This window comes from Paenibacillus sp. SRL342 (genome assembly GCF_984798905.1).
The window spans coordinates 5,817,919-5,841,766 of record NZ_OZ481790.1; the positions used below are offsets into that span (position 1 = coordinate 5,817,919).

Consider the following 23,848-nt stretch of genomic DNA (forward strand, 5'->3'; position numbering starts at 1 on the left):
AAATCATAAATTCTTCTGATATTACAGTTCTGCCAACATACGATCCTTGCCATTTACCTACTCTCTAGCTTAATCAGGCATCATGATTCTCGTCTCTAAAGGTATGAAAAAAAAGATCGTTAGCATTTTTGCAACGATCCTTATTGTCAGTCCGCTAGTTGAAAACAGCGGCCTATCACGTTTATGCCTTCTCGTTCATGAACTAATGTTTCCCGTTTGAGGATGAGACCCTACTTTAAATCACTAAAATCGTCTACGTAGTATCCTTCAGAATCCCAGTAATCATCGTATTCTTTAAAAATATCAATAATCTTCTCTTTAGGTCTTCCGCAACGTCCAAGAAGCCAATTCATTATATAATGGATATCTTTATTTTCATCTTCCCAAATAAAATCTAGAACCCCTGACTCTCTTGCTCCACTGTCCGGTACATAAATTGCATATTCTGATGAAAAATAACGGGCTAAATCGAAAGTAACTTTCTTTAAATAAAGCTGAAGCTCCTCCTCTAGGAGAAAGCTTCTCCATCTTATATAATGATGAAAATAACAGACCTTTTCCGAGAATGTAAAATCCATCCCGCAAGGTCCACTGATTTCCAAAGTGCCACCAATTCCTTCATGAACCGTAAAAGGCTTATCCTCATCCTTAGAGTTATGTGGGAGAAGGAAGTTAATAAATTCATCAACGTGTTTTAATGATCTAGAATTTAGTGCATGACATAATATTTCAATTTTATCTCTATTCAACTTATGGCCTATGAAAGCTGTGAAATCTGCCCCCATTTTATTCCGCTCCCTTAAATCAATTTCAAAAACCTCCTGTATAAGAAGGTACTGCTCCTAACAAACTCATTTTAACACATACTGGAACTAACCTGCCCGTTAGTTGAACATGAATTTAGATTGGCTCATCATTAATCAGTCTTAAATCCACTTATAAAGGGTCTGTTGCCCATAGAATTCCAATATGTATATTGTCCATTGCAACTATTTCCGTATCAAACGTATGCCACTGTGAGTTATTTATCGTTGTCCAAGAGTAGAGCTTAAAGTAACCAGATTTCGAATCAAACTTTGCGTTTGTATAGAATGAGGCTTCTTTCTGAAATTGATCTAAAAAATATTCACTTAATTCATTTGCCATCGGTTTTGTCTTCAAATCAATATCATAAGTCATGTTTTTCGAAAGAACATAAACTATAATTTTTTTAGCATAATCTTTGTCAACTATTCTCCAGTTACCGGCTATCTTATCTGAATTATGGCCCATTCGCTTCAAAAATGCCTCCAATATACTTCCTTTCTCAATATTATTTTTTAATTCTATACCGTATGTAACTTTACCTGAATTCCTCTTTGATAATAAACTCTCGAACTCTTCATCATTTTTTAACATTTCTACTCGTTACCACCTTGTTTGGAACCTCTAGTTAAAAGACCTTCTATGAGAGGTTTGAAACTCCTCCTTCAGCTAACCTGTCCGTTACTAATCCATCAACTATTCCCCCCTAACAGTACCTTTAATATAGTTCTTCGCTTCGGCTAGTATGGATACATCTAAATCTTCTTTTGTTGTCTAATTGTACAGTTGCTTTCTCGGCAACTGGAGATAATTTTTTCGTCAAAAAAGTTGCCTTTATATTTATCGAAGTCAATAGAAAGTCCTTCTTTAAAATCGGTGGCTGTGATGTCCTTAATTTCTTCTTTCTCTGCTGGTTCAATAAGTTTTTCTGTGTTTGTTGGTGTATTGTTGATTGGTGGGGCTTGTCTTGTTTACTTGCTAGGTTCTTCGCTATTGGAAAGAGTATCAGTGTTGTCTGATTTTCCGCATGCAGAGAGAAGTAATGCCTTTAAGTTAACTAGTTTTCTGGAATGTGACAACGATCTGGAGGGAATCACATCATGTAACCGCCTTCCCAAAATTGAAGGAGAGATAATAATGAAATACACCAATGTTTTATTATCAAGCGTAATTGTCTTAGGAAGCCTGGGCACGTTATCAACTGCATCAGCTTCATTACATACTCTTGATAAGTCAGTAGCTCCAATTGCTGCTAAATCAACTTCTGTGAACTCTTCGACATACCAGAGTATACCTAAGTTAAAAAAAACGACCGGCTCAAATAAAATTGTCTGGAAAGGTGACAACATCACGATAACCGCGAACACCTTAAAGCAAGATGCTGCTGCCGACTTTGAGCAAAACATAATTGACACCATTGTAGTTACTCATGGTAAAGAAAAGCACACCCTACAAACAGGAGATTTTGAAGTTAAATTATTGGATATAACTAGTGTTGCTGAATCTCCATCTAATGAATGGATTGCTATCCAAGTAGAAAAAAGTGCTGGTAGCAACCTCATTCTCATGAACCTTAAAACAGGAAAGTACACGATTATTAACGAACGTCTTGAAACGGCAGGTAAACAAAATGTAGAAACCATTTCCTCATATAATTGGTCACCAAAAGAAGACATCATTGCATTTTCTTATGGAAATACGGAGAAAAGCACGTTAGCAATATACGACACTAAGAAAGACCGTTTTGTTTATCTCCCTCGTACAACCAACTATATTAGCACCGGTTTAATTTTATGGCATAAAAACGGAAAAAATATGGATTATATTAGTGAGTATCCTTCAGATCAATGGATTCTTTTCAGATATGATACAGAAACCAAAAAAGTTAAACCTGTAAAAAAATCACAAAAAAAGAATTTCAGCAGTGGTTCAAATTAGATAAATATCCTACAAAATAAATAATAAATTGGATTGGACGGAAAATACGTTTCTTTCGTTCAACTTATATAACAAAAAGGCGAGTCTCCATTAATCGGGGACTCGCTTTTTTGTCTTTATTATTAAATTTAAGAAGTGCCTTTTTGCTTACTCGCCTGCATCTGCTGGGCAAATCGCATCATCTCTTCGAACTCTTCCTCGGATACGGCGTCCCCATCGGTGCTTATGTCTTGTACAATTGGAATTTCGGGTTTGGCTTTGGTTCCTTTGCCGTATGTACGGGTACGGGTTCCAGCTGCACCAGCAGCCTGTTTGCCTTTGACCTTGGCCTGATCACGAATATATTGCACAGCTTTCTCATATGAGTTTACCTGCTTAAGCAACATGTTGGAGGCTATGGCCTCAACGAAGTTACGGTTAATCCGCTGCTCTCCGCCGGATACAAGTAATGCCATCAAATAATGAATCAGTACATTGATGACTTCGCCAGGTAACTTGTAGCTGAGATCAATTTTCTCAAATATATCGATCAGATTGTCCGGTACTGCGCCCGGGAAAAATGTCTGCAACAGACGTGTGTATGGCTCATTGCGCAGCATCATATTATATTGATGAATATCACACTTGGTCATAAATTGTGGAGGCACTTCGACGTAATATTCCATCTGCACTCCATGCTCAACGGGTGGTTCACCGGAGTCTTCTTTCCGTTCAGGCTCCTCCATATGCTGTCTCAGTGCCACGACCTTGGCTGCCTGTACAGTCTGTTGCTCATGGCGCTTCTTCGTCTGTCTGAACTGCATACTCGCCTTATGCTGAAGATCATCCAGAATCAGCTGGCCCTGTGGACTGAAAATATCATCTTCATCCAGCAGACGGCATACATCCTGCACACTGAGATTAAACTTGTTCACGACATAATTTACAATGCCTAGTTGTTCATGATCGAATCGCAATTGTTCCACATGACGACGATTGACCGACTCCCGCGGGAAACGCAAAATAATGTCGGCATAGTTCAAACTGTTTTCTTCCGCTGCATCATTCGTGCCTGTCCGCTGAGCCGTAGTTGATACTTCCGACAATGCTTGCTCCAACTCGTAATCAATTACATGGGTATTCAATTCAAATATATCGTAAAAGGGAACCGAAATATTCTCTTTATTGGCTGCCGGATAAGGCGCGTCCCCATTTTCCACTGCCGAGAAACCCGAACGCAGGGAAAGGACGGCGAATTTGCCAATCTTGTCACGAAGCAGCAGTGTCAAATGCTGTGTCCGGAAAAACTCTGCCGGAGAGAGCGGCGGTTGCAGCTCATATTCGTAGATGTAATCATCATTTTCCGGTATATATAGCCGTGAAGTCTGAAGTAGCCCCACTGCCTCAAGCTTGGATGTCTGCTCTAACAAATACTTGCGCCCTTTCTCACTTGGCTCTAGCCCAAGTGTCATGAACAGCCTCCGTTGCTGTTCAAGCGGCGAATAACCGACCTGTTCACCGGGAAGATGCTGAAACAACAGCCGATACAAGCCAACCGCAAAAGCACCTACCATGGGCTGATATGCTCCTGTAAGCATACGGTCATCCAGGGCGCTAAGTCCAAACTCCCTGTATACGCAGTAGCGATGATGTTCAGTATAATGGTGCAGATTCTTCATGCGCATAGCCTGATCTCCTTCTCCCCAAAAGTATGTTTATCTATTCTATCATAAATGTCAGATCATCAAATGCTCAAAAACAGGTAAAAAGATGGCCTGTTCTCGCTCCGTTTCGTCCTAGGTCGACATCATTCACGTTTTCGCCGAATTTAGCAAATTCTAAAATAAAAATGTCGAGAGCCGCTAGAATACTATAAAAGCTGTAGCCGCAGAATACAAGGGAATATCTAAAGAGAATGTTCTCCAAATGTATATGAAGTACAAGTCTACAATAATCCTTCTAATAAAAATGAACAGCAAAAAAGCCTTCCCTTTGTACTCGTAAGCGTTTACGACAAAGACAAGACTTTCACGCGATTACAGTGGCACATGTGTTGCCTCTTTCCATCAATCTAAAACATTCTGTACCCACCCAAACGTAACTTCTGAATCGTCCAGCCACTGATTACCGCACCAGCCAGTCCAGCGATGCCCGTCATATAGTCTACAATCTGGAAAGAACCCAGATGTGACATCAGAGATGACGAATGATCCCATAGAGAGTACACGACAACAGGCAATATCACAATGATGAACAGATAGGAAGGAAACCAGGTGGTCTTCATCAGCATGTTCAGAATGAAACCGATACCAAACATCATAACGAAAAATAATACCATCAATACCAACACAGGTATAAATTGCATCGGGCGACATTCACCTCTTCTTTCACACATTCAGGTTTCACTTCTGGATAGTAGTTAGTGTACCGCAAAAAATGTGGCGAAGCAACGAACTTTCTGGACAAATTTCCCTATATTTATACTCTGTTCATTTGCCCTTCTGCTTCATGTTGGGATACAATGTAAACGATAAAGCACTCACCCGTCCCTTATAGTGCGTGTTCAAAATCAAAAGCGGACTTTTTGAACAACCTCTTATAGGGATTTGGAAATATACCTTGCAGGAGGAACACAACCAATGAACGAAGCCGCATCAACACTGGAGGGCTGGTATGCCCTGCATGATTTTCGCTCGATTAACTGGGCCGCCTGGAAAGCAGCAGATGATGAAGAACGCGCTGTAGCACTGGACGAGCTTCAGGAATTCTGGAAAGAATGGAAAGAAGTCGAGGATTCATCCAAAGGAAGTACCGTTGTATATACGGTTGTAGGTCAAAAAGCAGACCTCGTCATGATGCACCTGCGTGAAACGCTGGAAGATCTGAAGGCTGTTGAGAACGCGTTTAACAAAACGATGTTTGCCCAATACACAACCAAATCGTACTCCTACGTCAGTGTAGTGGAACTGAGCAACTACCTTGGCAAAGAAGGCGAAGACCCGATGCAGAATCCGGATATTATCGCCCGTCTGAAACCTGTTCTGCCACAACGACAATACATCTGCTTCTATCCGATGAACAAAAAACGTGAGCTGAATGACAACTGGTACATGCTGTCCATGGACGAGCGTCGCACCATGATGCGTAGTCACGGCATGATTGGCCGCAGCTATGCGGGTAAAGTGAAACAGATCATTACCGGCTCTGTCGGTTTCGACGATTGGGAATGGGGCGTTACGTTATTTGCGGATGATGCACTTCAGTTCAAGAAACTCGTCTATGAGATGCGTTTCGATGAAGTTAGCGCCCGTTATGGCGAATTCGGTTCGTTCTATGTGGGAAGTCTGTTGAACGAAGGAACACTGGAAGACATGCTTAAGCTGTAAAAATAGCACAAAGCACAATAAAGCACCGCGACATCTCCTATTAAGGATATTGTCTGCGGTGCTTTATTATCTATCAATATTCTACTACCTCAAGCTTGATTTAGATCTATATTGTTTGAACTATTTATTTACATAAAAACGGAAAGGACAGAAAAAACCTAAAAAAGTGAAGCTATAAGCTTTCTGAAAGAAAGCTACTTCGAAAGCATCCACTTCGCCTAAAAGCTTTCTGAAAGAAAGCTGCATCGGAAGCATACGCTATCACCGGATTTTCCCTTTAACAAAAGGGAATCAAAAAATCTGGGGATAACAGCGATTGGAAGGTTATGTCTCTAATCCTCGTCCTCTTCATCTACCGCTTTCAGCGACTCGAGGAACTCGGCTGTGGCCCGGTCACGGTCACGTCCCTTCTCTTTAAGCCGCTCAATCGCAGGCATAATGAGAATATCCACTTCTTTCTGCACGATATAGGCCAGATCATACTGATCCTGTTCCTCCAGATAACCACCGACCTGCATCAGGGCGTTGTATCGATCCAGCTCTTCACGTGTTAATAGTCCCCGGACCTGAACACTGCAATGTCTCATCCAAAAAACCGCCCTTTCTTCAGGACTAGCGGAATACCACCTATGATGAACAGATAACGCAGATCAACCAGCTTCTTCAACTGAGCCGCTTTCCAGCCTTTGTATTTCTTGCCGCCTACAACAGCAATGGCTTCCCCTTTACCCAATGAAGCAACTGTGCCTTTGCTCGTAAATACAAAAGGTTGTGGCTGTTTCTTGCGAATGGATGCCACGACGTTCTTGGCGCAGTTCACACCCTGCTGCATCGCAATCTGGGCTGTTGGCGGATAAGGCCGTCCTTCGGCATTGAACACAAGCGAATTATCACCAATGACATAAACATGCTCATGTCCAGGGGCACGCAGATAATCATCTACCTTCACACGTCCTCGCATCACTTCAAGACCTGCCTGTTCAAGCAGTGAGTTACCGCGAATACCGCCGGTCCATACGACTGTAGCCGCATCGAGCTTTTCACCCTCACCCACAATAACCCCGTCCGGGAGACATTGCTTGATTGGAACACCAATTTTGAAAGTAACGCCCTTCTTCTTGAGCACATTCATCGCATGCTCTACCAGTTCCGGGTCAAATCCAGGCAAGGCCGAAGGCGCTGCCTCTACATTGTAGATGTGCACATGTTTCGGATTCACGTCGAACTCCTTGCACAGCTGTGGAATACGATCTGCAAGTTCAGCTACGAATTCAACACCACTGAAACCCGCTCCACCTACGACAAACCGAATACGATTTCGTTTGTTATCGTTTTTGTACATCGCAAATTGATATTCGATGTGTTCACGAATCAGTCTGACCGAGTTAATGCTGCGGATTGTCATGGCGTGATCGAGCATCCCCGGAATACCGAAGGTCTCAGGCTCACCGCCTAGTCCAATAATCAGATAATCATAGGATAACGTACCATCCTCCAGAATAATTTTACGATCCTGCAGACGAATCTCCTTCACGGAAGACTTGACCAGATCAATCTTGAACTCATCAATCAGCTTGGAAATGGGCACTCTTGCATGCTCAATGGTATCCGTGCCGGCTGCCGGCATATGTAGATGTGTAGTAATATAATGATAATCATGCCGGTTCACCAATGTGACATCGGCCTCGTTATAGTTCAATTCCTTCTGCAGCCGCTGGGCTGTCAGAATCCCGCCATAGCCCGCGCCGAGGATGACGATTTTGGGAATACTGCTCATGTCTATACCCCTTCCGGTTTCACTTGCATCAGCCCGATCTTGGGTGAGATGCAAAATGCACATACTTACAAATATTGATGAGGTCTTGCCCATTATGACGACAAATGTTAACTTCGCGAATTTATTTAAACGTTTGCATCAAAATTGATCCGTTTGTATGCAAGTTATCGTTTTAAGTTGTGAAATTAACCACAAGATTCTACAAAACACGGGATCTCTCTTCTTATTACATATTGACTCTAAATTAGACAAAAAAACACATAGTACAGGTCAAGGATATCTGTATTTCAAGTAAAGATCAAGGTTTTTTTTGTTATTTTTCATAACCTTTCATTTCCAATTTCATCCTATTCTCATCTGATCTTCATCAATTATTCTCTGATTCGTGATGTAGCTAACTTTGCAACCCTGAGTACACCGTTTATAATAGGAAAGACAGTTCAGCACCCATGCCGGTTACGATCCGTAGCCTGCACATTCTTTCTGTTAACTACCTATTAAAATATGAAAGGTGTTGTTGATTCTTGACTGCACAAAATTCCAGTCATGATATGACTGATTTACTTATTATCGGTGGAGGCCCTGCGGGTCTGTTCGCCGCGTTTTATGGTGGGATGCGTCAGGCATCCGTTACACTGGTTGAAAGCATGCCACAGCTTGGCGGACAACTTGCCGCTCTTTACCCGGAGAAATACATCTATGATGTAGCCGGATTCCCGAAAGTAACAGCTCAGGAACTGGTGAATAACCTCGTTGAGCAAATGAATCATTTTAACCCGAACATCCGCCTTGAAGAAAAGGTTGTATCGGTGGAGAAAAAGGATGAACAACATTTCATCGTGAAGACGGATGAGAATGAATATCATGCCAAAGCCGTCATTATTACAGCTGGTGTAGGTGCATTCGAACCACGTCGCCTGGAGCTTGAAGGTGCTGCCAAGTTCGAGAAGAGCAACCTGCACTACTTCATCAGTGATCTGAATGCCTTCGCTGGCAAAAAGGTACTGATCAGTGGCGGCGGTGACTCCGCGGTAGACTGGGCACTCATGCTGGAGCCAATCGCTGAGCAAGTGACGCTGATCCATCGCCGGGACAAGTTCCGTGCGCATGAGCACAGTGTCGAAAACCTGATGAATTCCAAGGTAAATGTCGTTACACCGACCGAAATCACGGAACTTCACGGAGATGACACGATTACCAAAGTAACCCTTTCCCATGTTAAAACCAAAGAAACTCAGGAAATCGAAGTAGATGATGTGATCGTTAACTTCGGATTTGTCTCTTCTCTCGGACCAATTGCCGAGTGGGGAATCGAAATTGATAGTAACTCCATCGTTGTTGATTCCCGCATGGAAACATCCATTCCAGGAATCTTCGCTGCCGGTGATATCACAACATACCCGGGTAAACTGAAACTGATCGCTGTCGGATTCGGCGAAGCTCCAACAGCTGTCAACAATGCGAAGGTATACTTCGATCCGGATGCCAAGTTGTCCCCAGGACACAGCAGTAACATGAAACGCTAGTTTTGCTGAAATAACATATATTGATACAAAAAAGGGTATCTTACTCCTGAGTGAATCCATATCAGGAGGGATACCCTTGTCTTATATATGCCCGCTGTGTAACGGTCTGGTTGTACCGGAGCAGGCTTGCCCCCACTGCCTTCAGGGACTGTTAGAATGCGGCAAATTGGATGATTACACCGGACCATACAGCCCCTACGTATTCCAACCTTCCTCTGACACGGCAGACGAAGTCGAAAACGTTTGCAATCATGTGATGTACTGTCACCATTGTCAGACGAGCACGCCATGGCCTGTCTCACTATGGGACTTGTCCGGAAACCTGTAACATTGCCTGCAATGAGGATCTCTAGTGAAGAATGGCAGATACGTCGGTACCCAGTTTGCGCTTATGGATTTCTGCCAACAGCAGTGCGATGAAATCTCGTTCGAGATTCAACTCAATCGCTTTATGGTAGGAATCCAACAACATCTCATCGGATAACATAGCCATTTCCCGCCACAACCTTTCCTTTTTTTTCCTCAAAACTATCATATCAGAGATTCATATAGAGAACAAGCGTTCTTGTTATCCACAACGATATGTGGAAATCCTGTGCATAGTTTGTTGATAAATGGAAAATATATAGAGTAATCAACGTGTATAGTGTGGACAATATTTATGCACAGGAAGTTTGTACTACTGTCAGAACGTTTATCAGCGTATTTTTTTTGGAATAAATTCATAGTTTCAAGACTTGTTGCGAGTAAATTACCCGGTAATGTAAAATTTCAAACGGTTTTCATAACGTTTTCTTCTATATATTATCGGTTTTTCTTGGATTTTCTTGAGCTTTCCCATTCATTTTCTATTGGGGTCTGGTATTTACTTCCAAAATCCAGATCTTGCCTGAATAATCCAGTCCATAATCAAATCCAAGCTGACCTACACCAGGGAACTGACTCTCCATAATGTACGTACACGTCAGTGTAAGTGAACGCATCTCCCGGCGTTTGTGCCGACCGGATATATGTGGCAGGGATAAACCAAGAGCTCGCCTTCCTGATAACATGGTGCCACCCTTGCTCAGATTCGTCACACAGAGCCCGGGACGAGCGAGTCGTCCTACTAAAGAACGGAATACCCAGCCTCGTTCGGTTTTGACAACTTTGACTCTGTAATCAACAGGTCTCCCTTGAATCGTTGCCAGATGAATGCCTTGCTGGATCAAGTACCTGCGTCTAGCCTTTACACGCACCAGAGAGCGATACATCTGACTGAAACTGGCGAAAGAACGGGTCGTTTTCATATGGGTGTATCGATAAGCCCCACCGCTCGCCGATACCCGGATGACACCGTAACCTCCACCACCGACAATAGGTTTGACATACACCATTCCATAACGACTGAGCATTTGCAGCAGATTACCCGGGTTGAATGCCTTGGTCTGTGGGATATGGACAGCAGCTATCGGGTATTTCATCAGAGCCGCTGTCTTCCGCCATTTGCTTGCAAGTTGTCTCGACATGGGTTGATCTCCTTCCTTGAAACAATAGTCCTTCCTTATACATACTCAACAGAAGCCTTGCTTTCTTGGATGTCTGTCCACGGCAAAGGCCCCTTTTCCATGTAACCTGTCTCAGGGGTGATGGCGGAAACGGGAACAAGCGCCCGGTTTGCTTTTCAAACAAGTCAATCTGTCGTATGCTACTAAGGAATGGCTTGGAAGGGCTTAAATATGAGGATCTAAGGAGCGTTAAGAACAAATGGAAGCATTTTTCAAATCACTTTATGGCGTAGCCTATTTTGCAATGTCGATCGTTCTGGTAGCTGTTACGGTACTTCTCTTTGTCACAGGTATTCGACTGTTTATGCAAAAGCGTAATCGCGGCTTTGCCGTGAGTTGTCTTATATTTGCCTGTTTCATCGTCTTTATCATTGTTGTTATGTTAACTACGCCCTTCTCTGCCACACCGCCGGGTTCACCGGAAGCCATGGCTGCCCTTCTTCACTTTGGGTAGTTGAACTCTGTAGAAGGAGATGCTTATGACACGTACTAATGAAACCTTAGGAATTATTGATATCGGCTCGAACTCCATTCGTCTAGTTATATATGAACTGGATCAGGACGCAGCCTATCGCATCATTCATGAAGACAAATATGCCGCTCGTCTGAGCAGCGTTGTTGAGTCCGATGGAACCATTCTGCGCCATTCTCTGGATAAAGCCATTACCATCTTGCGTCAATTCAAAGCGACCTGTGAAGCGTATCAGACCAAACTGATTCGCGCAGCAGCTACCGCTGCCATTCGTAATGCAAGCAATGTTCTGGAGATTATTGAATGGCTGGAGACAGAGACGGGACTTACCATTGAATGTGTATCGGGAGATCGGGAGGCCTATTATGGGTTCCTTGGTGTCACTCAATCCATTGATCTGGCAGACGGTTACGTCGTGGATATTGGAGGTGGCAGCACAGAGATCACGGTCTTTCGGGATCGGAAAAGGTTACATAGCATCTCCCTCCCCATTGGTGCAGTGAATTCACATGCCCGTTACGGGGGCGAAGATCAGTGGACCGAGACTAATGCACATGCATTATGCAACGAAGTCATTGAGGCTCTCCGTGGACAGGATTGGATTCGTGAGCATCCTGGTCTGCCACTCATCGGACTTGGCGGCACAATGCGTACACTCGCCAAAGTGGAACAAAAGCGTACCCAGTATTCTTTGCCTGTCAGCCATCATTATGAGATCAGTGAGGAAGCGATGGAGAACATCGCTCGCTCCTTGCCACATCTCACCTCAGCACAACGCAAAAAGGTACCTGGGCTCGCCAAAGATCGCGCAGACATCATTGTGCCTGGCGTACTGATCCTGCGAACAATCTTCCAGTTAATACAGGGAGATCGTTATGTGGTTAGTGGCGCGGGTCTACGAGACGGGTTATTGCGAGATTACATGGCTGGAGATCAGCCGGTCGTTCCAGACGCGCTGAAGGACAGTATCCGCAACTTTATCCATTTTGGTCCGCCTATTCCAGAGAAACGTCTGCAACGGATTCATCAGGATATGGTTACCCTGTATACGGCATTACAAGGTACCCCTCCTGATCAAGCAGATGCCCGAATCCTGTATGCATCCTCCATGCTGCACATGGCAGGTAAGCAGATTAACTATTTCCGTTATACACAGCATTCGGCCTATTGGATTATGAATGCAAGCATCTATGGACTTTCTCATCGGGAGACCATTCTAAGTGCCAGTGCAGCTGATTATCATCCCAAAAAAAGAACGCCCCAGCTGCTGAATAAGCACCGGGACATTCTGAAAAACTCGGATGAGCGGCATGCTCATCGAATTGGCTCTCTGCTGCGCGTAGTCGAAGCCATTAATCGATCTGAGAGCATCGCTGCGATCAAAGCAACAAAAGAAAACGACTCGCTGCAGGTGCAATTCACCTGTACAGCTGAGCCGTTACTGGAACTTGATGGCCTGGAAGAGGCCGTCAAGGATCTGAAGGAAGCCTGGGGAGTTACGTTAACGCACTCCATTCAGCAGGCTTCCAAGGGATAATACCCATGGCCTCCGTCTGACTTCTCAGCGGGGGCTTTTCATTTTTTACAAATACATAATTGCCACCAGGCATAAGTTCTCTGGCTTTGACATTATCCATAAGCGACAGATTAAGAATATCCACCAGCATCTTTTTCAACTCTGGATCGAATACGGGACACATCAGTTCAATTCTTCGATTCAGGTTACGTGTCATCCAGTCTGCACTGGAGATGAATACATCGGGATTGCCGCTGTTTTCAAAATAAAACAACCGGGAATGCTCCAGGAAGCGATCCACAATGCTAATGACCCGAATGTTCTCACTGAGTCCCTCCACCCCTGGACGCAGACAACATACACCACGCACAATCAGATCGATCTGAACGCCGGCTTGAGAAGCCTCGTACAATTCATCAATCATTTCCTGATGGGATAAGGAGTTGATCTTGGCAATGATTCTGGAAGGTTTGCCTTTCAGCGCATGCTCTGTTTCTCTTCGAATCAGTGCAAACAGCTCATCCTTCATCCCATCTGGAGCTACGCGGAACGCCTGCAATGCCTTCGGACCGGAGTATCCGGTAATCTCATTGAACAATTCGGATGCATCTTCCCCAATAATTGGATTAGAGGTGAATAGTCCCACGTCCGTATACACTTTGGCTGTACTCTCATTATAGTTACCGGTTCCTACATGAACATAACGTCTCAGCCCCTGCTGTTCCCTGCGTACGACGAGAATGATTTTGGCATGGGTCTTCAGTCCAACCAGTCCATATACCACGTGACATCCGGCCTTCTCCAGCTTACGGGCCCAAGCAATGTTGCGCTCTTCATCAAACCGGGCTTTCAGTTCCACCACCACCGTGACCTGCTTACCACTCTCAGCGGCAAGTGCAAGTGCCGGAATAAGGCGTGAATCGCCATTGACCCGATATAATGTCATCTTGATGGCCAGTACTCTTGGATCTTCCGAAGCCTCCAGTATAAAATCAGTGACCGGTTCAAACGATTCATATGGATGATGCACCAGTACATCGCGTTTGCGCAGCAGCTCAAAATGACTTTCTCTTGGCAGAAACTCAAGGGGGTAGACTGGCTTCACCGGACTGTATTTCAGATGTGAGAAACTTTCCAGACTGTCCACGAATCCCGCCAGAAAACTCAGATCAAGTGGTCCATCAATTTCATATACCGGGTCCTGAATATCGAATTCATCCTGCAATTCCAATAAGGCATCCGGACGAAAATCCTTGCAGACTTCCAGTCGTACAGGAGCCCCGCGGCGTCTGCGGCGCAATTCTTTCTCAATAGCCTCAAGCAGATCTTCCGCTTCTTCTTCATTAATAAACAGATCCGCATTCCGGGTCACTCGGAATTCCTGTGCAGCAAGCGAGATATATCCGCTAAAGAGCGTATGGATATGATGTTTGATAAGATCTTCAATCAGTATGAATGTCTTCTTTTTGCTATTCGCCCGAATGGGAGCCTGAACTACCCGCGGCAGATTGGAAGGTACCTGAACAATAGCCATAAACGGCTCGCCCTCTTGCTCCCCTTCCTTCTGTAACATCACGGACAGATAGACAGACTTGTTGTGTACCAGCGGGAACGGACGACTCTGGTCAATCGCCATCGGTGTGAGTACCGGAAAAATAATTTCATGAAAGTACTGGTCCATTGCGCGCTGCTGTGTCACATTAAGATCTGTATATTCCTGAATGTTCACGCCTTTCTTGGCGAGTATACGAATGAGTTCACGATACGTTTTATACTGTTCGGCGACCATGGTCCCGGTTCGTTTGATCAATCTGCGGTACAATCCCGAAGGCGTGTATCCTGTAAAATCTTTTTGCGTGAATCCGGCCTTGATCTTCTCTTTTGTCTCCGCCACCCTTACACTGACGAACTCGTCCAGATTACTAGCGACAATGCCGAGAAATCTCATGCGTTCCAGCAGAGGCGTTGTTGGATCCTGGGCCTCCTGAAGTACGCGCCGATTAAATTCAACCCAACTCAAATCACGATTAACGTAGTTACCTGTTTTGACGTCTCTATGCATGTATGGCCTCCGAATGTGTTGCATATCTATTCTTGGTTAGAAGTTCTCATATAATTGTACTATTCGTAATCAACATCAAGCGTCAGCGCAGTGTAAACGCTACGTAAAATTTATGTAAATGATACCTCATGGCCGCAACTTTTTCCATCCCTTTACAAAGGTCAATAGACAGAGTAAAGTGAAGTACAGTGTGATTTGGTCCGGTTGCTTGTTCTCATTCCAAATATAGTTGATTAAAGGAGTATATAATGAAATCCAACAAACCTAGAACATTACAAAAAAATATAGAGTTTTTCACGGCTGCACTATCCCAATGTATGGTAAGCGCGTGGCAGGAAGACCCGGCTGGTGTCTATTGCGAGGTCGGTTGTGGCATTGTGGAGCGGATCAGTGAAGACAGTGTGCGCATCCGAAACAATGACGGAACAAAGAGCCATTATGCACGAGATATCACGATGTTCCAGACTGAAAAATAATTTTGCTTAAATACGTAAAAAAGACTAGCTTTCCGAAACAAGGTGTTGTATACTCTTGCCACAAGGAAAGGAGGTGCGTCAACATTTCTAATGTCATGTTGAACGTGTCCCTTACCCGATCCACTAGCTCAAATTAAAAGAGTCTGGTGGAGGCGCGGGATACGGATCAATGTTTCAAAAAGCGCCACGGGTAGAAAAGCCGTCTTCGGACGGCTTTTTGTTTTCTCTTTTTCTGTAGAGAGGTTGAGAAAACACCCAAAATATTGGAAATGGACCCTTTAGTAGAGCAAACCAGGATGGCTATAATTAGGATGCAACTCAACCTAAATCCGAGGAGGCATCTTGTAATGTTCAAAAATGTAAGGGGTTTCAAGACATCCATCATGTTGGCTTTTGTTTTGTTATTCACCTCCATCATGTTGCCCGCAGGTCAGCATGCCAGCGCAGCACCAAGTTTCGCCAAAGGAGCCGACATCAGTTGGGTTCCCGGAATGGAAGCCCAAGGTTACAAATGGAAAGATAAAAACGGCGTACAACGCGACATCATTGATATTTTGAAAAAAGACTATCAAATCAACTCCGTTCGCATTCGGGTATTCGTTAATCCTTCGAATGATTATGGGAACGGTTACATGAATAAGGAGCGTGCGGCTGCACTCGCACAACGTGCCAAAAATGCTGGCATGAGTGTAATGCTTACCCTGCACTACAGCGATTCCTGGGCAGACCCTGGTCAGCAAACCAAACCTGCTGCCTGGAAAAACTATACGTTCCAACAGCTAATGGATGCGGTATGGAACCACACTCGTGAAGTTATGACGGCGATGCAAAGCAAAGGCGTTACCCCGGACTGGGTACAGATCGGGAATGAAACAAGTAACGGCATGTTATGGGAAGATGGCAAAGCATCCACCAACATGAAAAACTATGCGTGGTTGGTGAACACAGGCCATAACGCAGTGAAATCCCTGAGCAGCGGCACCAAAACGATTGTGCATCTGGCAGGTGGGGATGATAACGCCCTCTATGTATGGAATATTGGTGGTTTGATCAATAACGGAGCTAACTTTGACATGATTGCCATGTCCCTCTATCCTTCAGCTTCCGGCTGGAACACCGCTGTGACAAATACGGTAAATAACGCCAAGGATATGATTAACCGTTATGGCAAAGAGATCATCATCTCCGAAATTGGCATGGACAATAACCAGGCTGCAGCTGGTAAAAGTTTTGTTGCTGCGATGAAAAACCAAATCCGTAATCTGCCTAATGGCAAAGGTAAAGGTGTATTCTACTGGGAGCCTCAGGCTACACCAGGATACAACGGCGGCTACGGCAAAGGCGCATGGCAGTCCAATATGATGCCGACTGTTGTCATGGAAGGATTTATTGACTAGGTACGGTGGGTAGAAGTGAATTGGTGGGCAGCGTGGTGGGCGTTCCAGTGGCGGATCGTTCTTATGATCGCTGTTATCCCCAGATTTTTATGAATTCCCCTGATAAGGGGAAAATCCGGGGATAAAGGCGAACGCTCCGCTTCTTCAGAATCGATTCCGCCCCCTCCACTACGTTGCTGCTCCTTGAGATACTTCTAAAACCGTGTGTAGGCAAGTTATTAGGGTACCGAAAGGCGGAAGGCGCTGTTCCCGGTGGGAGTAGCGCCTTTTTTTACGTTGGATTGCGTTGAGGGGGTAGCGTGGTGGGCGTTCCGGTGGCGGATCGTTCTTATGCTCGCTGTTATCCCCAGATTTTATGAATTCCCTGATAAGGGGAAAATCCGGGGATAAAGGCGAACGCTCCGCTTCTTCAGAATCGATTCCGCCCCCTCCACTACCTTGCTGCTCCTGATCGGGCACTCCTAAAGCGTGTCGCAATCAATCGAGGAGGGGTGCATCACTCGGGCTGGAGACTGATGTTCTTTTGGCTTACATATGAATATAATAAGTTTATTGAGATAACACATAGGATCAACTTCTAATTGGAGAGGAGGCATAAGGATGAGTTTTTTAAAAGGATTCGGTCAGTTAGCTGGGGAAGTTACTGGGAAAGTGTTGGGCGGCAGCGTGAGGGTTGTTGGTGAAATTGCAGGAAGCCCCTTTATCAAAGAAATCGGGAACGGCGTAGAAAAAGCTACGATTAATACAGGCAAAACCGTTGGACAACTGGCTAGCGGGACATATGATCTTGCCAGTGGTGCAATTCGAAAAGATGATACCGCCATAGACGCGGGGCTTGCCGATATTGGAGGTGCTGTAACCAATACTGCAAAAGGTGTAGCGATATCAGCCAAGTATGTATATAACAGCGGTAAAGATGTTGTTGTGGGCATGAAAGAGGAAGATAAGGACAGAGTGAAGCTTGGTGCCAAGAATCTTTTAGCTGCTGCTGCGGTAACAACACTCGCTGTCGGTGTCATTGATGCAGTTGATGGGGCTGAAGGTGTAGATACGTAGGATTTAGATTAGATCACTAATAACACAACAACTGAACAAATACAGCCTAGCAGGGCAACCAAAATATGAAGACAACTAAATGAGATTTTTTCAAGTAAAATCCGTTGTCTCTTTTGAATTAAACACGAGTAGATAAACACTGTAACCACAACGGGCAGATATAAATGAAGATCCGGACCATCCGTGCTTGGTAATAGTTTATTAATATATCTACCTATCGTTTCGTTGACCATCATGAACCCATATATAATACCGATTATCGCTGAAACTGCAAACTGAAATAGTATCTGAACTACAGCATTCTTTACAAAGAATGGATCATGTTTGCGGTAACGGTCATTAACGATCATATATCTGTCGCCTCCTCGTTTTTCGATTACTCTTTTTGGTTACTATTTTTAGTTACTATTTTTGATTACTACTCCTGTATTTTACCATAACGTTGATCAGCCTTCCTTTTTAGTTTTTATCGACCTATCGCTCCCCAACAAACAAAAAATTGCCCTCTCCACCTCATTGGCAGAAAGGGCATTTATAACGATTCAGATACCTCTGTTCAGCTTACCTTAGCGAGTCTCGTAGCACGTATCGATGCGGCAGCGTATACGATAAGCGCTGTCCAGATGAGTGCGAAACCAACAAGCAGAACTGGCGAGACCGTTTCCTTGAACACAAACACACTCAGGATCAGCATGATTGTCGGCCCAATATACTGTACGAAGCCTAGTGTGGACAACGACATCCGAGCAGCCGCCCTTGCAAAGAACAGCAGCGGCAGCGCCGTCACCACACCGGAAAGCAGCAGTTCGAAGAACATCGGCGCAGGTAACGTCCATGCCGTTGCTTTTCCTACTATGGCTAAGTAGATCCAGTAGCCCAGTGCGACGGGTAGAACTACAGCTGTCTCCGAAAATAAACCCACAGAAGCGTCTTGCTTAATCTTTTTCTTAGCCAGACCGTACAAGCCAAATGACACGGCCAGCGAGATCGCTACCCATGGGAAACGTCCGTAGTCGATGGCGATGATAAGCACCGCGACACCAGCGATGGCAATCGCGAGCCACTGTCCACGGTTTGGCTTTTCATGAAGAAAGACAACCGCCAGTAACACGTTCAGCAACGGGTTCAAATAATAGCCCAGACTTGTCTCAACGACATGACCGTTGTTAACCGCCCAAATGAAGATAAGCCAGTTAATAGCAATTAGCAGCCCACTCGCGGTAAGGGACAGCAGGGTCGAACGACTGGCCAGAATGCGCTTCATGTCACTCCAACGACGTTGGACGGCAACGAAAATCCCCATAAAGACAAATGACCAGACAACCCGGTGCGATAAAATCTCACCTGCTGGTACATTTTCAAACAACTTCCAATACAGCGGGAGAACTCCCCACATGATATACGCAATGATCGCGTTGATTAATCCACTATTCATAACTGTATCCCCTCTTATTGCTCTGATATCTCAACGGATTATACGCCTCGATCCTCGTTTAAGTAAAGGGGGTAATAGGTCATACAGGAATCCATGCCTAGTTCAAATGACTTTTTCTTTGAGCAAAATTCCCCGTTTAGCGCTACCAAATTATACTTTGCGTTTTTTCTTTCTTACTCTCATGAAGAAGATAAAGATCGCCGCAAATACGACTACACCTACGATAAACAAATCAATATCTTGCTCAAACATAAACCACATTTTGTGTTCTACGTTTACTTGTTGTTTTGGTGGAAAGCCTTCCCCGAATAGTTCAGTTGCTTGATTAATATTGTTCATTTCGATGGTTGAACTGCACGGACTACTACTTAATTCACCATCCACTTCGCTAAAGTATATTAAGTATTTGTTACCTTCCTTGAAATCAAATCCCCATGTGAAGTTAGTTGCAATAATTAGTTGAGAGTCAACTTCAGTATTCCAACTCCTCTCAACTTCCACTAAAATATATCTAATTTTCTCTTTGGTCCCCGTAAATCCCTCTTGCTTCAAGTCGACCTTTACTTGCTTTACTTCACCATAAACAGCTCCATCATATATTTCTAACTGTTCTTGGGGACCTCCCGATTCGGCACATGACAAGGCTTTAACATCTTGTACATCAGAAATAAAAAACACGGTAGAGATAAAAAAAATCAACATGATTATACGAAGCTTCAGTTTATCCACCTTCTTCTCATAACATTAATTCGTACATCTTTATTGACCTCTTTAACAGGAAAAATGTTGCATTTCCCCTGGCCGTTAGGTGAATGAACAACGAAGCAACCAATCGGACACAGTTGGTTGCTCCATTTGTCTTTATTAAGTTACCATTCAAGACTAATCTAAAAGAAATAAAACTAAGATATTTTTCTTACAGCAAACCATAGCTCAACAAAATTCAGTCCATCTTTACCACCAGTAATTTCAAATTCCATTCCGTCGACCTGTTCATATCCTGTAGTAGGAAGCCATTCAGAAAAGAATCGTCTATGTATGGTAGCATCACATTTGATCCTATTTTGGTTACTTTCACTTTCCTCCAACATGAAACACGCCAATTACGGTTTCACCATCTTTGTCATACAGTGGAATATCCCATCCGTCTGGTGATCTGCTGTTCTGTATCGCAATAGCTTCTTCAGGTGTTTTTGGTTGCTCGCCATCCATGTCTTTTTTCAGCAGATATCCTTCTGTACCATCCACACCAGTAGCCAAGATTAAATCAGGTTCCGTTTCTGGAGAAGTCGCATATGCGGCAGAACCATATGTCTGTCCATTCTTATTTTTCGGATAAAGAGAAGTAATGTGAAATTGATTCATCGTATTTTTAACGTTTGTATATTGGGATAACCCTGAACCACTCGATACACTAATCATTAAAACCACAAATATCAATAGTATGACTCCTTTAGAATACATCTTCACAACTGTTCACTCCCTTATACTTTTGAACTCGCAGAAATTCCAATGAAGAGAAGATGGTTTTCACCCAATCACATTTCCTTCCCATCTTTAGAATAATATAACATAGATTCAAAGGAGTAGTTGGAAGTTGAACGATACTCATCTAACCTGTCTAACGTTATTGCAGAGCATCCCTCTTCGATAACATAAAAAAAACGGACACTGATCTGTTGAGATCGGCGTCCGTTTGTATGTTCCATATTATAATCTAAAAGTGTTACTTCACTTCGCCAACAACGGTAAAGCGCTCGTTTTTGTGTTGTGGATTTTCGATCTCATCAACCAAAGCAATCGCATAGTCTGCATAGCTGATGTAGCTGTTGCCTTCGCTATTCACGAGAATAACGTCGTTGCCTGCTTGATATTGGCCGGTGCGTACGCCTTCTGGATTAAAGAATCCAGCCGGGCTCAAGAATGTCCATTGAATACCTGAAGATGCTTGCAGATCCTGCAAGTTTTGGCCTTGGTTCGTTGCAGTTGCTTTATAAGCATCAGGGAATCCTGGGGATTCAAAGACACGCAATGTTTTGGACTCGTCTGTGAACAAGCTTCCTGCTCCACCCACAACGATCAGACGAGTGTTTGGTGCATCCTTCAGGATGTTGATCAACGCTTGTCCTACTTCCACATGAAGGTTTTCTTTACCCGCTGGTGCACCAAATGCATTTACAACCACATCGAATGCTTTAACATCTTCTGCTGTAAGATCGAATACATCTTTCTCCAGCGTATTCAGGCTTTTATCTTCCAATTTGGATGCATTACGAACGATTGCCGTTACTTTATGCCCTCTGTCTGCTGCTTCTTTCAAAATTACACTTCCTGCTTTGCCTGTTGCACCAATGATTGCAATGTTCATCATGATCTCTCCTTTAAATTATCGATATTGTTTATGTTTGAACTTTATATTGTAACTATAGTTGTTACAACTAGGTTTGTCAACTCTTCTCGCTCAGACAGTATTCTTATTAAAGGATACCCACAAACTGAACTCAATCTTCTAATTTATAAAGATATGAATAAAATCACTTCGATATTTTTCCTGTTTTATCCATTTACAGACTATGAAAAAGAGCGTAGTTATAGAGTTTTCCACATACAACTATAAAAATGACATTTTAATCTGGAATAGATAACCTTAGATTATATGAAAAAAATGACACATATTTTACAATATTTTTCCATCATATATATGTTACATTATATATGTGGGATGGGATATAAAAGAAAAAAAAGTAAATATAAGGAGGTTTAATTGATTTTATAATTTAAGTTTACTCTTTTGCATTTGTTTGTAATCAGAGATAACTCTATTTCATCTCACTCGGTGATTTTACTCATTTTAGCGAATTATAATCTATTCAAAAAAAAGGAGAGTTTAGCCATGTTAAAAAAATTCATCGCAACATCCGTAGTTGCATCGATGTTAATCCCTGTTTCTGGAGTCTTTGCTTCTGAAGATGTTAGTAATACAGTAATCCAACCTACACAGGCAACATCTATCACTCAAGAATTACCTAATTCAGATGTATCCATACTGGCTCTATCTTCATACTATAGAGTGAATGACTATTCTAATTTTAGAAAAACACCTTCACCAACTGGAGTAAATATTGGTTCGCATGTTTACGGAGATGTAGTTTATGGCGGAACGGAAAGTGTTGTTGCAGAAGGGATGACATACCTCTATGTCTATAGTTACAAATATCAAGCCTGGGGATGGATTCAGAATTATTATCTCGACAAAATCGTGCAGCCATAATTCAAATGAAGTTAATTAGCTAAAGAATATTTTGGAGAACAACATATTAACTAATGTAAAGTACTGATTGCAACTTACAACTTCAATCAGTACTTTTTTTGTTTCAGCGATACTTACATATTGTTATAGAAAACAGGACTGAAATTAGAAAAACCTTGAGTGGTTGTTTTAATCTATATCATTCGAATTTCTATGTACATTAGAAAAATAGTGGTGATTTCCGCCTGAGAGTGGAACCCTTCCTTTTTTCGGACCATAAAAGAAAGACCTCCACAACGTAATTAGTACGAGACTAATACGTCATAGAGGTCGTGATTCACAACCCTGAAATGGCATTTCAAGGATTGATAACGTTCATCTTCCCGGGTTGTTAACCTACCGAAATATCTGCGCAATTCACAATCTGCACTGGTAAGGCTACCGTTACATGCTTGCGTCCGTTATCCGTTACCGAATGCGCTCAAACCCGCGCCAGTTTAACAATCTTTATCAGGTACGCCCGCGTCTTCCTTCGTACGGAAAGAAGATCCACAACCACAAGTGGCTACCGCGTTCGGATTATGGATAGTGAAACCACCCGTCATACCAGACTCTTCAAAATCAATTTCAAGTCCATCCAGGTATTTCAGGTTTTCCTTCTCGACTACAACCTTCATGCTCTGAATATCCATATACAAGTCCTCATCGGACTCTTTATCGTCAAAGCCCATGGCGTACGAAAATCCGGTGCAACCGCCCGGTGCTACGCCAAGACGCAGGAACATACCAGGTGTCTCTTGCTGTGCAAGCATCTCTTTCAATCTGTCAGCAGCCGTTTCGCTGATGTTAATCATGCCAGGTCACTCTCCTTTTTCATATAAAATCATGTTCAAAAGGGCGCTTTTCAGTACCAAGAAGATGGGATGAAGATAGAAATGGAGTAGCGGAGCGTAGGCAAAACTACGTAGCAACGGACATTTCGGCTGAATCCCATATTCGACGCTGAGATGCCTCTAGGCATCCTTCGTAATCAAAAGCGTACTTTTTGAACAACCTTTCATTAACTCTTCTTTAAATTATACTCCACCCCGTCAAGGGTCTCAAGTCATGTTTGCCTCTTTCCGCGTTCCCCCTCTACTCCTTTTTCTTCCCAGTGTATTGAACCCCCGCGACACGAGGTTTATAATGAATAGGTGGTCGCACTGAAATGTCGATATTTTGTCATGA

The 23,848-nt window shown here is 43.4% G+C and carries 25 protein-coding genes; 10 read left to right on the top strand and 15 right to left on the bottom strand.

The annotated features are described in order from the left end of the window. Positions 1–230: 230 nt before the first annotated feature. Positions 231–785 (bottom strand): hypothetical protein, encoded by a 555-nt coding sequence (locus AC4E8D_RS25605; protein ID WP_307416197.1) that lies wholly within the window; start codon positions 783–785, stop codon positions 231–233. A gap of 151 nt (positions 786–936) precedes the next feature. Further along, positions 937–1,398 carry a hypothetical protein gene (locus AC4E8D_RS25610; RefSeq protein WP_490205370.1) on the bottom strand — a complete coding sequence of 154 codons (462 nt, stop codon included), beginning with the start codon at positions 1,396–1,398 and terminating at the stop codon, positions 937–939. A 234-nt stretch (positions 1,399–1,632) separates the two neighbouring features. Between AC4E8D_RS25610 and AC4E8D_RS25615 the strand changes: the two genes are divergently transcribed. Further along, positions 1,633–2,742, top strand: a complete 1,110-nt coding sequence (locus AC4E8D_RS25615) for a hypothetical protein (protein ID WP_490205371.1) — start codon at positions 1,633–1,635, stop codon at positions 2,740–2,742. Between the two features lie 128 nt (positions 2,743–2,870). Here AC4E8D_RS25615 and AC4E8D_RS25620 read toward each other — a convergent pair whose 3' ends face one another. Further along, positions 2,871–4,406, bottom strand: coding sequence for a replication initiation and membrane attachment family protein (locus AC4E8D_RS25620; RefSeq protein ID WP_036605770.1), 1,536 nt, complete (start codon positions 4,404–4,406; stop codon positions 2,871–2,873). A 386-nt stretch (positions 4,407–4,792) separates the two neighbouring features. Continuing rightward, the gene (locus tag AC4E8D_RS25625) at positions 4,793–5,086 is read right to left on the bottom strand and encodes a YuiB family protein (RefSeq protein WP_215075686.1); all 294 of its coding nucleotides are present in this window, start codon (positions 5,084–5,086) and stop codon (positions 4,793–4,795) included. 274 nt (positions 5,087–5,360) lie between these two features. Here AC4E8D_RS25625 and hemQ point away from each other — a divergent pair, with 274 nt between their 5' ends. Continuing rightward, positions 5,361–6,107: a hydrogen peroxide-dependent heme synthase gene (gene hemQ / locus AC4E8D_RS25630; protein WP_036605768.1), complete on the top strand. Its 747-nt coding sequence runs from the start codon at positions 5,361–5,363 to the stop codon at positions 6,105–6,107. Between the two features lie 332 nt (positions 6,108–6,439). Here the strand turns inward: hemQ and AC4E8D_RS25635 are convergent, their stop codons facing one another. After that, a complete protein-coding gene (locus tag AC4E8D_RS25635; protein WP_017692433.1) occupies positions 6,440–6,694 on the bottom strand; it encodes a hypothetical protein in 255 nt (84 codons plus the stop codon). Further along, positions 6,691–7,884, bottom strand: a complete 1,194-nt coding sequence (locus AC4E8D_RS25640) for an NAD(P)/FAD-dependent oxidoreductase (RefSeq protein WP_036605766.1) — start codon at positions 7,882–7,884, stop codon at positions 6,691–6,693. Before AC4E8D_RS25640 ends, AC4E8D_RS25635 begins: the two co-directional genes overlap by 4 nt. A 551-nt stretch (positions 7,885–8,435) precedes the next feature. Between AC4E8D_RS25640 and AC4E8D_RS25645 the strand changes: the two genes are divergently transcribed. Both AC4E8D_RS25645 and AC4E8D_RS25650 read left to right on the top strand, forming a co-directional pair. Further along, complete coding sequence (locus AC4E8D_RS25645) at positions 8,436–9,410, top strand: NAD(P)/FAD-dependent oxidoreductase (RefSeq protein ID WP_218639193.1); 975 nt, start codon at positions 8,436–8,438, stop codon at positions 9,408–9,410. Positions 9,411–9,486: 76 nt separating this feature from the next. After that, a complete protein-coding gene (locus AC4E8D_RS25650; protein ID WP_074096361.1) occupies positions 9,487–9,738 on the top strand; it encodes a hypothetical protein in 252 nt (83 codons plus the stop codon). Between the two features lie 21 nt (positions 9,739–9,759). Here the strand turns inward: AC4E8D_RS25650 and AC4E8D_RS25655 are convergent, their stop codons facing one another. After that, a complete protein-coding gene (locus tag AC4E8D_RS25655; RefSeq protein WP_017692430.1) occupies positions 9,760–9,903 on the bottom strand; it encodes a sporulation histidine kinase inhibitor Sda in 144 nt (47 codons plus the stop codon). 355 nt (positions 9,904–10,258) lie between these two features. Then, complete coding sequence (locus AC4E8D_RS25660) at positions 10,259–10,918, bottom strand: YheC/YheD family protein (RefSeq protein WP_221821022.1); 660 nt, start codon at positions 10,916–10,918, stop codon at positions 10,259–10,261. A gap of 238 nt (positions 10,919–11,156) precedes the next feature. Between AC4E8D_RS25660 and AC4E8D_RS25665 the strand changes: the two genes are divergently transcribed. Together AC4E8D_RS25665 and AC4E8D_RS25670 are read left to right on the top strand one after the other, a co-directional pair. After that, positions 11,157–11,411, top strand: a complete 255-nt coding sequence (locus AC4E8D_RS25665; RefSeq protein ID WP_017692428.1) for a hypothetical protein — start codon at positions 11,157–11,159, stop codon at positions 11,409–11,411. A gap of 25 nt (positions 11,412–11,436) precedes the next feature. Further along, a complete protein-coding gene (locus tag AC4E8D_RS25670) occupies positions 11,437–12,966 on the top strand; it encodes a Ppx/GppA phosphatase family protein (protein ID WP_490205372.1) in 1,530 nt (509 codons plus the stop codon). Here the strand turns inward: AC4E8D_RS25670 and ppk1 are convergent. Then, positions 12,926–15,007 carry a polyphosphate kinase 1 gene (ppk1, locus tag AC4E8D_RS25675; protein WP_221821024.1) on the bottom strand — a complete coding sequence of 694 codons (2,082 nt, stop codon included), beginning with the start codon at positions 15,005–15,007 and terminating at the stop codon, positions 12,926–12,928. The two genes, AC4E8D_RS25670 and ppk1, sit on opposite strands and share 41 nt — an antisense overlap. 248 nt (positions 15,008–15,255) lie before the next feature. On the opposite strand from ppk1, the gene AC4E8D_RS25680 reads away from it, so the two are divergent. From AC4E8D_RS25680 to AC4E8D_RS25690, 3 genes are all read left to right on the top strand, one after another. Continuing rightward, entirely contained in the window at positions 15,256–15,483 is a 228-nt protein-coding gene (locus tag AC4E8D_RS25680; RefSeq protein ID WP_017692425.1) for a hypothetical protein, read from the top strand. A 347-nt stretch (positions 15,484–15,830) separates the two neighbouring features. Continuing rightward, a complete protein-coding gene (locus AC4E8D_RS25685; protein ID WP_490205373.1) occupies positions 15,831–16,880 on the top strand; it encodes a glycoside hydrolase family 53 protein in 1,050 nt (349 codons plus the stop codon). 600 nt (positions 16,881–17,480) lie between these two features. Further along, positions 17,481–17,936: a hypothetical protein gene (locus AC4E8D_RS25690; RefSeq protein ID WP_221823564.1), complete on the top strand. Its 456-nt coding sequence runs from the start codon at positions 17,481–17,483 to the stop codon at positions 17,934–17,936. An 8-nt stretch (positions 17,937–17,944) separates the two neighbouring features. Here the strand turns inward: AC4E8D_RS25690 and AC4E8D_RS25695 are convergent, their stop codons facing one another. The 5 genes from AC4E8D_RS25695 to AC4E8D_RS25715 form a co-directional block, all read right to left on the bottom strand. Beyond that, positions 17,945–18,286 carry a hypothetical protein gene (locus AC4E8D_RS25695; protein ID WP_339305561.1) on the bottom strand — a complete coding sequence of 114 codons (342 nt, stop codon included), beginning with the start codon at positions 18,284–18,286 and terminating at the stop codon, positions 17,945–17,947. Between the two features lie 206 nt (positions 18,287–18,492). Then, on the bottom strand, positions 18,493–19,371 hold the full coding sequence (gene rarD / locus AC4E8D_RS25700; RefSeq protein ID WP_339305563.1) for an EamA family transporter RarD: 879 nt from the start codon (positions 19,369–19,371) through the stop codon (positions 18,493–18,495). 150 nt (positions 19,372–19,521) lie between these two features. Continuing rightward, entirely contained in the window at positions 19,522–20,073 is a 552-nt protein-coding gene (locus AC4E8D_RS25705; protein ID WP_339179128.1) for a hypothetical protein, read from the bottom strand. Positions 20,074–20,445: 372 nt separating this feature from the next. After that, complete coding sequence (locus AC4E8D_RS25710) at positions 20,446–20,811, bottom strand: hypothetical protein (protein WP_221823570.1); 366 nt, start codon at positions 20,809–20,811, stop codon at positions 20,446–20,448. A gap of 286 nt (positions 20,812–21,097) precedes the next feature. Next, positions 21,098–21,739 carry an NAD(P)-dependent oxidoreductase gene (locus AC4E8D_RS25715; RefSeq protein ID WP_339185451.1) on the bottom strand — a complete coding sequence of 214 codons (642 nt, stop codon included), beginning with the start codon at positions 21,737–21,739 and terminating at the stop codon, positions 21,098–21,100. 525 nt (positions 21,740–22,264) lie between these two features. On the opposite strand from AC4E8D_RS25715, the gene AC4E8D_RS25720 reads away from it, so the two are divergent. Continuing rightward, positions 22,265–22,642: a hypothetical protein gene (locus AC4E8D_RS25720; RefSeq protein WP_221823572.1), complete on the top strand. Its 378-nt coding sequence runs from the start codon at positions 22,265–22,267 to the stop codon at positions 22,640–22,642. Between the two features lie 476 nt (positions 22,643–23,118). Here the strand turns inward: AC4E8D_RS25720 and AC4E8D_RS25725 are convergent, their stop codons facing one another. Continuing rightward, positions 23,119–23,475 carry a HesB/IscA family protein gene (locus AC4E8D_RS25725; RefSeq protein WP_036605753.1) on the bottom strand — a complete coding sequence of 119 codons (357 nt, stop codon included), beginning with the start codon at positions 23,473–23,475 and terminating at the stop codon, positions 23,119–23,121. Positions 23,476–23,848 lie beyond the last annotated feature (373 nt).